Source organism: Sphingobacterium sp. UBA7855, from assembly GCA_002500745.1.
GTDB lineage: Bacteria > Bacteroidota > Bacteroidia > Sphingobacteriales > Sphingobacteriaceae > Sphingobacterium.
In genome coordinates this window covers 229,080-242,828 of sequence record DLST01000020.1, presented here as the reverse complement: position 1 = coordinate 242,828, position 13,749 = coordinate 229,080, and the positions used below count along the sequence as shown (strand labels likewise).

14 protein-coding genes are annotated in these 13,749 nt (G+C 37.3%); 4 read left to right on the top strand and 10 right to left on the bottom strand.

The window, feature by feature from the left end:
* Nucleotides 1–4: 4 nt before the first annotated feature.
* Complete coding sequence (locus B2107_RS20380) at nt 5–661, top strand: response regulator transcription factor (RefSeq protein WP_293957592.1); 657 nt, start codon at nt 5–7, stop codon at nt 659–661.
* A 141-nt stretch (nt 662–802) separates the two neighbouring features.
* Here the strand turns inward: B2107_RS20380 and B2107_RS20375 are convergent, their stop codons facing one another.
* The 7 genes from B2107_RS20375 to B2107_RS20345 all read right to left on the bottom strand — a co-directional run bounded on the left by B2107_RS20375 (nt 803) and on the right by B2107_RS20345 (nt 7,204).
* Nucleotides 803–1,027, bottom strand: coding sequence for a hypothetical protein (locus tag B2107_RS20375; protein ID WP_293957591.1), 225 nt, complete (start codon nt 1,025–1,027; stop codon nt 803–805).
* A 113-nt stretch (nt 1,028–1,140) separates the two neighbouring features.
* Nucleotides 1,141–3,309 carry a GAF domain-containing sensor histidine kinase gene (locus tag B2107_RS20370; protein ID WP_293957590.1) on the bottom strand — a complete coding sequence of 723 codons (2,169 nt, stop codon included), beginning with the start codon at nt 3,307–3,309 and terminating at the stop codon, nt 1,141–1,143.
* A gap of 153 nt (nt 3,310–3,462) precedes the next feature.
* On the bottom strand, nt 3,463–4,089 hold the full coding sequence (locus B2107_RS20365) for a hypothetical protein (RefSeq protein ID WP_293957589.1): 627 nt from the start codon (nt 4,087–4,089) through the stop codon (nt 3,463–3,465).
* A 165-nt stretch (nt 4,090–4,254) separates the two neighbouring features.
* Nucleotides 4,255–5,010 (bottom strand): Ku protein, encoded by a 756-nt coding sequence (locus tag B2107_RS20360; RefSeq protein ID WP_293957588.1) that lies wholly within the window; start codon nt 5,008–5,010, stop codon nt 4,255–4,257.
* Between the two features lie 106 nt (nt 5,011–5,116).
* Nucleotides 5,117–6,100: a DNA topoisomerase IB gene (locus tag B2107_RS20355; RefSeq protein WP_293957587.1), complete on the bottom strand. Its 984-nt coding sequence runs from the start codon at nt 6,098–6,100 to the stop codon at nt 5,117–5,119.
* Nucleotides 6,101–6,405: 305 nt separating this feature from the next.
* On the bottom strand, nt 6,406–6,600 hold the full coding sequence (locus B2107_RS20350) for a hypothetical protein (protein ID WP_293957586.1): 195 nt from the start codon (nt 6,598–6,600) through the stop codon (nt 6,406–6,408).
* Between the two features lie 100 nt (nt 6,601–6,700).
* Entirely contained in the window at nt 6,701–7,204 is a 504-nt protein-coding gene (locus tag B2107_RS20345) for an RNA polymerase sigma factor (protein WP_209579282.1), read from the bottom strand.
* Nucleotides 7,205–7,596: 392 nt separating this feature from the next.
* On the opposite strand from B2107_RS20345, the gene B2107_RS20340 reads away from it, so the two are divergent.
* Entirely contained in the window at nt 7,597–7,836 is a 240-nt protein-coding gene (locus B2107_RS20340; protein ID WP_293957585.1) for a hypothetical protein, read from the top strand.
* Between the two features lie 104 nt (nt 7,837–7,940).
* Here B2107_RS20340 and B2107_RS20335 read toward each other — a convergent pair whose 3' ends face one another.
* A complete protein-coding gene (locus B2107_RS20335) occupies nt 7,941–8,258 on the bottom strand; it encodes a hypothetical protein (RefSeq protein WP_293957584.1) in 318 nt (105 codons plus the stop codon).
* A gap of 158 nt (nt 8,259–8,416) precedes the next feature.
* Here B2107_RS20335 and B2107_RS20330 point away from each other — a divergent pair, with 158 nt between their 5' ends.
* Nucleotides 8,417–8,995, top strand: a complete 579-nt coding sequence (locus tag B2107_RS20330; protein WP_293957583.1) for a hypothetical protein — start codon at nt 8,417–8,419, stop codon at nt 8,993–8,995.
* A gap of 177 nt (nt 8,996–9,172) precedes the next feature.
* On the top strand, nt 9,173–9,442 hold the full coding sequence (locus B2107_RS20325) for a hypothetical protein (protein ID WP_293957582.1): 270 nt from the start codon (nt 9,173–9,175) through the stop codon (nt 9,440–9,442).
* A gap of 109 nt (nt 9,443–9,551) precedes the next feature.
* Here the strand turns inward: B2107_RS20325 and B2107_RS20320 are convergent, their stop codons facing one another.
* Nucleotides 9,552–11,363, bottom strand: a complete 1,812-nt coding sequence (locus B2107_RS20320) for a glycoside hydrolase family 15 protein (RefSeq protein ID WP_293957581.1) — start codon at nt 11,361–11,363, stop codon at nt 9,552–9,554.
* On the bottom strand, nt 11,363–13,546 hold the full coding sequence (locus B2107_RS20315; RefSeq protein ID WP_293957580.1) for a bifunctional alpha,alpha-trehalose-phosphate synthase (UDP-forming)/trehalose-phosphatase: 2,184 nt from the start codon (nt 13,544–13,546) through the stop codon (nt 11,363–11,365). The genes B2107_RS20320 and B2107_RS20315 overlap by 1 nt, the downstream gene beginning before the upstream one ends.
* Nucleotides 13,547–13,749: the final 203 nt, after the last annotated feature.

Sequence of the window (13,749 nt, the reverse complement as noted above, 5' to 3'; positions counted from 1 at the left end):
AATAATGATAAAAATCCTATTGGTTGAAGACCACATGGTTGTTCGTAACGGAATAAAATTACTATTGGAATCGCAAGATGGGTTTGAAGTTGTTGGGGAGGCTTCTAATGGAAAACAGGCGCTCCAATTCTTAGCTTCAAATCCTGTCCCGGACATTGTATTGACCGATATCAGTATGGATGAAATGGACGGGATGGAACTACTGCAGATGATAAAAAAGCAGTATGAAACGGTTAAAGTGGTTATATTATCCATGCTTAACCAGATCAATTATGTTATTGAAGCTTTCGAATCTGGACTCTCGGGCTATTTGGTTAAAAATGTTGGCTATAGCGAATTACTATTTGGATTAAATCATATCGCGGCTGGTGGTCGGTATCTAAGTGAAGAAATCGCCATGATATTGTTGGATCAAGTCAGCTCCGGACAGAGTTATACACAGCTGCGAGGAGAGATGTATGAAGATTTCGACATCTCGGATCGAGAGCTTGAAGTATTAAAACTGATAGCTGAAGGGTATACCAATGTTGAAATTGCAGACAAGATTTTTTTAAGCAAGCGTACAGTTGAGGGCCATAGGCAAAACTTAATTGACAAAGCTGGAGTGAAAAATACCGCGCATTTGGTTAAATTTGCTTTCGAGCGAGGTATTTTAAATTAATAGTTTCATCAATCCACCGCTGTATTGATGACTGGTCATATCCAATACAGATTGACGTAATGGTCAATCTGTATTTTTGGGATAGTTGGTTTTTTAACATGTTGAGCACGGTATGGATTTTTCTCATCCTCATCTCTTATTTTAGTTTTCGTCCGTTGAATTTTGATGTTTATAATTGATGTTCTCCTCTTCTTCGGGATCGATCTCGTCTAAGTCTGGTTCAGGATGCTCGCTAGGATCAGTGTCATTTGGATCCGGTGCTGTTCGTTTCCCAAGTAATCCTTTCCCGTACCATATGTTACTAAAATAGTAGGCAATAATAATACCTCGTTTTACTACTGCACTTTGTGATAATATTTCTTCCATTTCGATTTTTGCTTAGTTGATTACAGCCCACACTAAGGGACGCTATTCTATTTATAAATAAACAATGTCTATTGGAAAATAGTTTGACAGGTTTCAGTATTCAAGATTAGGGATCAATCGATCAACATTTGTTCAGGGAATGTTTCAACAATAGGGAAATACAGGTGGACAGTAGTACCTTGTCCGACTTCAGATTCAATTCTAATTGTTCCGCCTAACCGTTCCATTATTCTTTTGACGAGTGAAAGACCAATGCCCGTACCAGGTATTGAACCTACATTATTGGCTCTGGTGAACATTTCGTAAATATGTGGCAATTGTTCACTTGGAATTCCAATACCGTTATCCTGAATTCGATAATGCGTATGGTCATTTTGATGGGAACTATCAATTGTTACTACTGGCGTATCAGATTGTGCTGAATATTTTATTGCATTAATAATCAAGTTTGAAAAAATTTGATATGCTGCACTTTTTTCGCCCCAGATCGGTAATAGCTTGCCAAAACACGGCTGGCAATTATTAACATTGTACAGCATACTATTTTCTTGAAATATGCGCTGTATTGTGTATGCCATCGAAATTGGTTCTTTGTCTAAAATGCTAGAGCGATGTTGGCTTATTTGAACCATATTATTAATGATATCTTCTATGTTTGTAACACTACGGTTGAAATTCTGATACCATCTGTTGATTTTTGTTAAGTCAATATTGTCCGGGTGCTGTTGTAGGAATTGTATTCCCATTTTTAAGATGGACAATGGATTCTTCAAATCGTGTGATAAGGTATGGGTAAACATTTCCAACTCATTATTTAAACTGAGAAGCTCCTCATTCAGCAATTGGCGTTCTTTTAATTTAGCGAAAATAGACTCTTTGATGATTTGATTTAGGCGAAGAACGAAATTGATTTCAGCATCATTCCAAGGTTTGGCGACATCATATCGTATATCCTCCCAAATTTTGAGTCGTTTGTTTTCACGTTCTGTATTTTGCAACATCATCTGCATCACCTGACTACGGTTTTCAATTCTAAACCAAACGATATAATAATCGCTTTCCAGGCCGACTTTTAAATACATTAAACCTGCAAAACCAAGTTTATCGTTAAACTTATCCTGATGATTCAGGCGAAAATTGTAATCTTTAAAGACTGCCTTATCGGTATGATTTTGGAGAAATTGTATAATTTCATAAAATTGGGTTTTATTGGGGGCATGCCCATAGTTAAAAATATCACCATGGTTGAATATAGCCAAACCATCTGCATGTACCAGTTGGGTTAAAATATCCATATGCTGAATGAGAGCACAATTTACCATCTTATTTTCAGCTAAGCTTCTCTTCAGCTCTTCTTCAGCATTTTTAAGAAGTTCCGTTCTTTCCAAAAGATTCTGTTTGATATAGCTTTCATATTTGCTGGCTGCTGCCTGGATGGCGAATGTACATAGTTTTCGCTGTTGCAGATCAACTAAACATTTTTCTTTGTTCTGGGCAACTACAAGTCCCCAAAAGTCTCCATCGATACAAATGCGAAAAAACAAGGCGCTTTGCACACCTATTTTTTTTAAAAAGAGACGATGAAGTTCCGGTAATGGAGATAACAAACTCGATAGAGAATCAATACTATCGTCCGTAGAATAAAATTCTTGCCCCTCGATTTCAATATGTGGGGCATATCGATATGAATAGCTTTTATAGTATTCCAAAGGTTGCTCGGGCATAAAATCTTTTGAGAATTCCTTTCCTTTGAAATGAGATTTTCCATTTACAGTATGCTCGGCAACCACTGTACTATAACCTGTTTCCTGAATGTGTAAAACAAAAACCCGATCGTAATTTAGTAATTTGCTCACTGCAGCACAAACGAGATCCCAATTATTGGGTTGAATGCTATCGAGCAGAAAATTTAGTTCATTAATTTTTTTGGCAGCGATGTTTTTTTTGTGCTGTCTTTCCCATTCTAAATAAATGAATGGATCATGTTTTCGCAATTTTACGTAGATTCGCTCTTTATTTACTTTGATGGTTAAATTATGGCTTGACTGTTGGCTATCAATAAAACCAGTCAATGCATTTTTGACCTTCATGTATGATTCACTAAACAGATCGCTTACACTATGAAAAAAATTCGTTCCTAAGATACTTTCTTTTGAAAAATTCTCATATAACGCAGATTCTGATATTCCGACAACGATAAAATCCCGGTTTAGAACGACGAGGCTTCCAAATGATTGAAGCTTATTGACTAATTGGCTGTTAGATTGATAAGTATGATTCATGCTACACCAAGATTCCTTATGACATAGCTAAATATACGGATAAATTACTGTAATTCAGCCAAAAATTACTGCGTTAAGGTCATAAAAAAAATTGTTTTGAAGTGGTCCACAGCAATACAAGAAAGTATAGAACCTTCTTTTCGGAAAAATTAACTAAAGTTGCACATCAAACTTTTTCGCCACGGCGTTGGCCATACCTTTAATGAGTGATTTCCATTGTGGATAGGAGGCACCCAATTTGGCCGCTAAACCAACGAAATAATTTCGAATGTTGTCGCTTAAGTTCTCGTTGTCTACGTTGATGATCTCATTTCTACCAGCATATTGAAACAGCAAGCTGTTTCTACGTTGTTCGATCAGAAAAGTAGATGATGAAATTCCTTCAAAAAAGTGGGCTGTATTTTTATCATCTGGATGACTTGGATCGGGGCAGGGTTTCAGTGTGATTGCAAATACTTTATAGTCCGCAGTTTTCTCGGACATAATATTAACTACATTTACCCAGTCGTAACCACCGCTAGATGGAAGTCCAGGACCAGGAATATCTAGTCTAATGTAATCATGCAATTCCAACAAGCGTTCGATGGGCGTGCCGTAGCCCGAAGTGAGCTGAAATACTGCAGCCGGAAGCTCTGCCAGCTCATACCACTGATTCACGTTCTTTAGATTATCTACCGCTAAATCAAAAGCCATACTAGCAATAGCCTCACTTGGAAACTCTAGCGACTCAAAACAATCTAGGCGTTTGCCATCTTTCTGTTCTGGAATGATATTTTTCATATTTCCTCCTTTTCTTTGAATAATAAAACCTTCTGTTATTTTTAGCTTTCTAGATATTACTATCAATTTAACGTGTAACGCTATTTATGCAGCATGAAGTTAGTTGGAATTTATCCTATAATTGACCTCACTTTGGCCATTGCGGCTCGATGCCACCTCCTTCGATTAGCCTAAACTAGCTTTAAGTTTTGCAAGCAAATCATCCGCCTTTGTATGCTTAACTTTCATCTTTCGAATGGTTGGTCGCTTACCCTTATCTTTTTGTTTAATTATTTTTAAAAGGTCGTCCATATATTCATTTTTATAGCTACTAATATCAAAAGATGTGCTATGTTGTTCAATTAGCTGTGTTGCCATGTCCATCTCTGCTTTTTGAATTTTTATCTTATTCGGTAGTTTTAGCCCATCGAGCGTTCTGATCTCTTGTTGATAACGAATTTTATTCAATACTAATGCATTTTCATAAGGCTTTATAATCGCTAGGTGTTCAACGTTCCGCATAACGAAAGATCCTAAACCGGCCATCTTTGTTTTTTGAAGGGCTTTTATCAAGAGTTGGTACGCCTTTTCACCACCTTTCTGTGGCTCTAAATAATAGGGCATCTCAAAATACACACTATCAACATCCGCTACCTTTACAAATGCATGTAAATTGATCAACTTTGTTTTTTCTGGACTTGCATCCTCAAAATCTGCATCTTCCAAAACGATATAATGATCTTTCATAAAATATCCTTTGACAATATTGTCCCATTTCACCTCTTTGCCAGTGTTTTCGTTTACGCGCTTAAATTTAATATTGGCTAAATCTTTCCGATCGAGCATATCTAAATCTAAGGAAGCACTTTCAGTTGCACTGTATAATTTAATTGGGATATTGACCAAACCAAAACCAATAGCTCCTGTCCAAATTGCACGCATAAATAATCTTTTTAGTATTATGAGCAGAACCTCGATGCGCATGAAATAGTTTTAAATTTCATGAAATAGCTTTCTCAGATCAACTGTTTAGAAATATGATCACAGATTATGTAGCTGTTGCAACGCCTGCTTGACTATTCTTCCGCAGAAAACGGAATAATTTATCTTCGAGCTTAGCTAACGGTAATTTATCTTTAATCGTTGGAAACTGTCCCTCCATAAACATGCGCTGTATTGCCGGATGCACATAATATTTCTGTGACACTGTCTTGGTATTACCAAGTTGTTCAGCAACACTTTTAATCACGTTATTGAGTTGTCTTTTCCGTGCATTTATAGCCTCAGCCGGTTTGGTTTGCGCAAGCTGATAGAACGCTTCTCTACTAGCTCCCCAAATGCGAATACTTTTGCAGCTGATCTGACCTTTCGAATTTTCCCGCAGATAGTGATTAAAAGCGGAACCACAGAAGCTACTTTCGCAATCTGCGCTATCAATCTGAAATATCCTTTTCCCTTTTATTTTTAGAAGTTCTGTCAATAGCTTTGCCTGTTGACTATTAGACCATGATTTTTGTTGAAAAACACCCTTTTTGCCTTTGTAAGCTAAGGATATCGTGTTGTTTGCAATAGTAACGTGTCTTTTTTCCAATGTGCTCAGGCCATAAGACTTATTGGTGAGGGTGTAGCGCTTATTGCCGATACGTATGAGCGTACTATCCATTATTTTAAAAGCAATTGCACACAGTTTATTCATATCCCACTGCTCTCGCTTAAGATGTTTTGTGCTGATTTTTCTCAATTCCTGCAAATATTTACCCATAAAGAGGATGGTGCTAAATTTAGCCGCTTGCCTTTCGTCAACAAACTTCGAATGATAAATGTACTGTTTACGCTCTTTCTGGTCGAACCCAAAAGCCTGCAAATCGCTTTTGGCACTTTTAGCAATCCAAACATCCTTCCAATTGGGTGGAATTACTAGCTTCGAAATTCTATCTAAAATCTTTTGATCCGAAACTTCCTTTCCGGAAATATCGAAATATTTAAAAGATTTGCCTATTTTCTTTCTGGTATATCCAGCTTTTATTTTCATATTACTCTTTAAAGTAGACGTGATCCATTATTTAAGAGAGCTTGGTCCTGTTTCCAAGCATCTTGATATACTCCTGCGCTGCTATAGCCCATTAAAATATTTATATTTCCATTTGTTTTTCTTGTTGAGTGAATGATTATTTTTGGTTAATAGAACGAAATAAAAATCAGTTCTGTTTTATCAAACCAGCAATATTATTTTAACACAACAGCAGTGATTTAAACGCTGGTATATCCCGTACCGTCAATTGTAAAAAAACTCCATTAAAAAGGCCGCTTTAAGGCAGCCTTTTTGATGGAGTTTTTCTATTTATTTTCTCGATCAGCATAGAAGGTCTTTTTATCTTTCTCATTATCTGTTTTGATCGGTTTGTTGCCTGATCCATTCAAAGTTTGTCCCTTCTCAATGGCTTTGACAGTTCCTTTTCCAATAGGACCACCGCAAATAATGAGCGCAATGACCGTACCTTGCTGATTTGTGATTTTAACTCGTGATTTCATACCGTTTATTTCTATTAATTTGCGAATCATTATATCTAGTAGGATCTTGGTAATAAGATAACCTTAGCATATTAAGTTTGTTTTAGTTTAATGTTGAGTCTCAAGCCGCTTTTTTATACACCTTGAGTTGCTTTTGCAGCTTCTTCCTCGTCATGTGTATTCTCGTTTTGATTGTTCCTTCTGGAATGCCAAAATAGGACGCTATTTCATGATATTTATACCCTTCAAGGAACATCTGGAACACCTGGTAGTTCTCTTCTGATAAACTGCACATGGCTTTTTCAATGTCGTCCGCAATGAATTTATTCTCGCTTTTATTGGCTTCAACCGTATTGCTGCTCTCTAGACCGATATACGTGTCGTGGATATCGGTAATTCGTTTAGCCTTGCGATATTGGTTGATATATACATTTTTCATGATAACATATAGCCAAGACATTAATTTGGGATGGCGGATAAAATCATCAATCGATTTTAATGCACGAATAAGTGTTTCTTGAATTAAATCCTCTTTTTCATCTGGATCATTCGTAAATTTACCAGCAAAATGTTTCAAAAGGCTTCTCTTTTCTTCGACTAATAAATTTAAATTGTAATTGCTCATAGTACCGTTTGTTAAATTGATGGATGTTTTATTTGGGGAAGTAAGTGCAATTAGAGTGCTAATTTTTCGATTTTAATTCTTCTATAACTTCTTCCAAACAGCTATATGGGAAAAATACGTATGACCAGAATAATTGTTTTTGTAGCAGAAAAACTACAATAAGGCAAACTTCACGCAATCTTAATCATCAATCAGCATCAATTGACCTGATTTTGAAAGGGTATTTGTTCCCTGAGGAAATGTCTAAATTACGGGGTGCTACGTTTTTAATTGAACGTGATGAACGTCTATTTTCATACACGGTATCCAAAAGTCTTTTTTGTCTTTTTGTTAAACTAATTAGTTTTGATTATGGTTCTTAGATAAATATTTAATATAAAAACAATTAGACTATGAAGAAGACTAGAAAATTTGCATTAGTTGCATCGACATTAATGGTGGGGGGCGTAATGTTATTCTCCTGTCAAAATTCCAAAAACAATACTTCTGGAGGAGCGGGTCAATCGGACAACATTGCGCCGACTGATGCGGATGAGACACGGTATAATTTAAGCGAGCAGCAAAAGATGAGCATGCAGAAAGATACGAGTCTAGCAGATACACTAAGAAAGGACAGTATTAGCGGTAAGTAGTATTGTTGATAACAGTGATTAGGCCTATAAAGGATAAGCTTTATAAATTTGTTACAGCGTTTGTCTAAAAAAAACTCCCTCAACCGAGGAAGTTTTTTTTGTTTTTAAATCGATTCCAAATCATCATCATCTTGTTCATAACGATTTGGATGTGCTCCGTCGTGATCTTCTTCTGTCTGGATTTTTTCCTTATTGTTGCGATCACGCTGTTCTTCCTCACTTGGGTCAGGTCCATCGCCATTTTCTGGATAATATAGATCAGGAGTTACATCATCAAGATCGGGTACCTTCGGGGGAGTATACGTACGGCCACCGTCATGTGTCGATGGATCGTTGTCTAAGGGGTCTATCCCGTTTAGGAATAGCGCATTGTTGTTAAGATACTGTGTATACGTATCATTAAATCGAATTGCTGCATTCATAATTTTTTTTTAAAGAGAACATGTATGAACTCTTATTGGTTGATTCTTTTTTATAAAATGTATCGCGTAAAGTTTAATAAAAAATTCAAAACTTTTCATTTACCGATCTTGTTATTAATTCAATTAACGTTATTTATAAATTATAATATAGAGATGCAATGAGAAAATTTACACTTCTTTTATTAATAACAGCGGGTATTGGTTATCAAGCGCACGCCCAAAAAATTGAGACAACTCCTCAGATGTCCTCAGATGTTGGTATTGAACCGATACGTCAGGGAAACTGGATGGTTGGTGGATCGATCGGCAATTTAGGTTATAGTTTTGAAGGAAAGTCATTTAATGTAGCACTTCAACCGAGAGCAGGTTATTTTGTTTCCGATGGTTTAGCCATTGGGGCGCAGGCTAATCTTGGCCTTACTACTATCAAGGATGCCGATAATGATTGGACTTACGGCATTGCGCCATTCGTAAGATATTATTTTCCAAATGCTGGATCAACCACAGGAAGATTTTTTGGGCAGGGTGATATCGGTATTTCGGGAAGTTCAAAGGGTAATGATGTTGCTCTTGCCGTAGGGGCAAATGTTGGTTATGCTCATTTTATAACTAGAACAGTTGCATTGGAAACGACTTTTGGCTATAACTATAGTAAAGCGAATATCAATACCGGTAGTGGGGCAAGCGGATTAGGCTTTGGCGTAGGTTTTCAAATCTATTTACCAGGTAAGCGGTAAATAGGGAAATTAATTCCCACTTAAAAAGGCATGTCTCTAAAATAAATTGGAAACATGCTTTTTTTGTGAACGTATTATTACGTACGCTTTTGTATAAAAGACTCTTTCTTTTCAAAAGAATAAAATTCAGAAAACAAATAGGGTGCAGTAGATGTTTCTTCAAAAACAAGCGAAACGATGACAGCAACAAAGAATATTGGATTGGTACTTAAAGATAGGATGGGTAAATGGTCTTCTTACAATATTCCATTACTTAAAGAGTGCCATCTTAACGACAAGTTAGTGAAGAGCAATGCATTTGAGGGTATTTTTATTGTCGGAAGTTTGGCGACAGGATTTTATATATTTTCATTGTACAAAAATCGTTTTATCGATTTGATGGGTAAGCGAATTGAGATGGAGGAGATCTGTGAACATTTCAATCAATACAAGCAGGCATTCATTTAAATCACTAAAGGATTTAAACTAGACATACAAGACAGTCATCTGTCTCGACTGCTTATATATTTAAATATCAAGATGTGCGATTAACTTTTATTAATCGCACATCTTTGTATTAATGAAAAATTGGCTTATCTAACTTTATCGCTAAACGATACACAGCATTCATCAATCCGACATGGCTGTATGCTTGAGGAAAGTTACCCCACTGACTTCCATTTTCCTCAGTAACATCTTCACTGAATAAACCGAGGTGATTACTGTAGGTCAGTAAACGCTCTAAAATCTCTTTTGCCTCATCGACCCTTCCAACACAGGCCAGCGCTTCGACATACCAAAATGCACAGACCAAAAAAGTCGATTTAGGTTTACCGAAATCATCCTGATGTTTATACCGATAGAAAAGGCCATTTTCTCCCTTTAAATCTTTCTCCAGCATTTCGAGATGATGTCGTGCCTTTTCAGATTTTGGATCTAAGTAGTCCATTACGATCAGCTGCAACGTGCTGGCATCCAGATTACTGCTATTTATTGCATTTTGATACACTTTACGATTATCATCATAACAAGCCTCAATATATGCTTCTGCCTTTTTTAGGAGAATATTTGCGCGATCTTCCATTTCTTGGTAGCCATTTTGACGCGCAATAAGTAGGGCCGCTTTGCAACCAACCCATTGAAATAAGTTAGAATAGCAATGGTGGTTTGCAAAATTTCTGAATTCCCAGATGCCCGCATCCTTTTCCTCTATCGTCGCCTCAATTTTTTCGAGGATGAAATTCACCCATCCCAAAACGTTTTTATTCTCATGAATCTTAAAGCGCTGATCAGTGAAGAGTGGCAGTAATGCAATCATTGCTTGACCATAAACGTCATTTTGAATATGTTCAAAAGCTTGATTTCCAATTCGCACAGGGCCACTTCCTTGATAACCTTCCAAGTAAGGTAAGATATGTTCTGTAAGCTCTGTGGTGCCAAGAATACCGTACAGCGGTTGGAGTCTTCCGGGATTACGATGAGTGATGCCAGCAATGTAATTTGCGAAGCTTTCCATTTCTTCAAATTGGCCAATATGTGTTAGAGCAGTCAGTACATAATAGCTGTCGCGTACCCAGCAATAACGATAGTCCCAGTTTCTTCCAGAACCTGGATATTCAGGTAAACTAGTGGTTGAGGCGGCGATAATTGCTCCCGTGTCCTCATATTGGTGAAGCTTGAGCACCAACGCTGATCGGATAACCTCTTTTTGGTAAATATTGGGAATACTGCATCGTTTGATCCAACGTTGCCAATAACTGATTGTCTTTTGCAGAAAATCTTCACAAGTACTCTCAATGGCCGATTCAAAGGCCGAATCATAGGTGAGTACAAGATATCTGTTCTCACTTATGATGGTCCAGCTGTCATCCTGGAAGAAGTGAGAAATGGGCATGTCAGTAGTTAACCGAATTCGTTCTCCTATCTGGTCACTGGTATAAAGAATGTGATTGCTTCCGCGTGTAGGCTTGAGCGTCACACGGCCATAATCGCCCGTCGGCTGACACTTGATGTTGACACTTGGAGCCCCATAGAGGGGTTCGATTTTGCGTATCAACATTAGCGGCTTAAAATACCGGCCAAATTGTTCGAACCGCGGTGCAAAATCTGTTATACGGTAACCATAGGAATCGGTATGGATTTCTGTACAGAGTACATTGGAATTTTTGATATAATATTGTTTCGTTTCAACAATAGGCTCTTCAGAACTAATCCTGAATGTTCCGCCTTGATTTTTATCAATCATGCTGCCGAATACAAAGCTGTCCTCAAAAGACGGCCAGCACAGCCAGGATATGTTTGTGTCGATGCCGACGTGTGCAATATAAGAACAGTTACCAATGATTCCAGATTGATAGGTATGTCTTTTTTCAGTAATGTTTTCGCTCATTATTTTATAATAAGTTGATCTAAAAATTGAAGAACATCTTCTTGTTCATCTAAATAATATTTTGCTGCAGATTTGTTACTGCCTACTTTGATACTTATGGTCGACTGAGGTAGGTAACGGAATAAATCCTCATCGGTAATATCATCACCAATTGCCAACATAAAATCGGGCTTTATATGGCCGGCGATTTCCAATGCAGCCTTACCTTTGTTAACTTCTGTATTTTTAACCTCAATCACAGCATTTCCATCCAACAACTGTAATCCATATTCGTTCAACATTGGATTCAATACCTCTTTAAGTTCAGTTGCCTTTAGTTCTCCCAATCCGAGTTCGACTTTGCGATAATGCCATGCTAATGAATATGGCTTAACTTCCACGAAGGCACCTGGGGTTTGATCGGCTAATTTTTCCATCAGCTTTTTTACTTCGGGCATCCAATGAAGCGCTAATCCTTTTTTATATGACCAGCTGAAATTGGGGAAATTAGACCAAATGCCATGTTCCGCAACGAGATAATAGGACCGGCCATCAAACCAAGAAGATAAACTCTCCTGAGAACGGCCGCTTATGATAACTAACGTATTCAGGGGATCTGAAATAATGTTATCCAAAAGGTTATAGAGTAGCGTTGTGGGCGTTGCCTTTTGTGCATGATTCTGAAATTTGACCAGTGTGCCGTCATAATCCAGAAAGAAAAGTCTATTGCTACTTTTGCTATAGCGCTCAGAAATACTGTTAAATACCTTGTCCGAAATTCTTCTGGCCCATTCGTCACGCTGTATAGCCTTAGTTTCAGCTAAGCGATTAGTAAAGAGCTGGACCCAATGCTGCACATTAAACTTCTTGATAATTTGCATATTGGAGTCTGCCCGTTCCTGAATCTCTTCAGGAGCCATTGTTAGCGCCATATAAATACTATCTGCAGTTTCCATACGATTAAATGGATTGATTATCAATCCATCAACGAGTTCTTTGGAAGCACCTGCAAATTCGCTTAATATCAATACACCTTTCGATAATGTTTTACTGGCGATGTATTCTTTACTGACCAAATTCATTCCATCCCGAGTGGAAGTAATCATACAAATATCTGATGCAACATATAATGCAACCAGCTCTTCGAATGGAAGCGATTTGTAGAAATATAATACTGGTGTCCAACTAAGGTTTCCATAAATGGAATTGATTTCACTTACTGTTCGATTAATCTCATCTTTCAACTTTTTGTATTGCGATACCTTATCTCTAGATGGTACGATCAGCATATATAAAACAACCTTGGCGTGCCATTCAGGGTATTTTTGGAGGAAGGTCAGGTAAGCACGCAGTCTTTCTAAAATACCTTTACTATAATCGAGCCTGTCGACTGAGATTATTATTTTTTGATCAGGAAAGTGACTTCTAAATTGGGTAGCTACAGCCTGAACTTTAGGTTCAGTACTGACTTCAACAAACTTTTGAAAGTCGATACCCATGGGAAAAGACTCTATAAAAATGTGTCGGTCTTTATATTTTAACTGATTATGTCCCGAAGAAACGTGGAGAATTTTTTTGCAGGCATTTAGAAAGTTTTGGCTATCAGCAAAGGTATGAAATCCGATAAGATCTGCTCCGAGCAAGCCTTCAACTAATTCTTTTCGCTGTGGGATGTTCATAAACAATTCCTCAGAGGGGAAGGGAATATGATGAAAATAACCGACGTTGAGTTCTTGATTTTCTGAGCGTAGCAACTGTGGGAGTAGCATAAGCTGATAGTCCTGAACCCAGATGAAATCGGACAGCTGATCGATAGAAAGAGCCGCTTCACAAAACTTTTTATTCACTGCGACATAGGTAGACCAATATTCGGGATCAAAATGGATGTAGCTCGGTTGATAGTGACAGATAGGCCAAAGCACCTCATTGGAATATCCTTCATAGAAATTGCGAATTTCGTCTTTCGATAAGAAGACAGGAAGTAAATTCATCGGTTTTAGAAGCTCAATAATTTTTTCCTGTTCCTCTTCATCTTTAGGCACAATTCCCGGCCATCCAACCCATAAGATCGCATCTGTTTCAAAGGCTGAATTTAAACCAGTTGCCAGTCCTCCTGCACTGGGTTTGATGATTAATTTTTCTTTTTTTCGTTCTATTTGTATCGGCAGTCTATTTGAAATTATTATTTTCTTCTTTTTTTTCATAAGAATATTAGATCGATTTATTTGTCGTGTAGAAGAGTTATATCGAATATAACGGTGGGTATTTAATCCATTGTTTTAACAACCTTGGCGGAAAATAGTTTGGATAAATTCAAATTACCAGGGTCAATTGGAACGAAGGCGAAGCATATTTTGGCTTATTTTAATATCTGACGAACAATCTTTGGTGCATTTATATTCAGAAT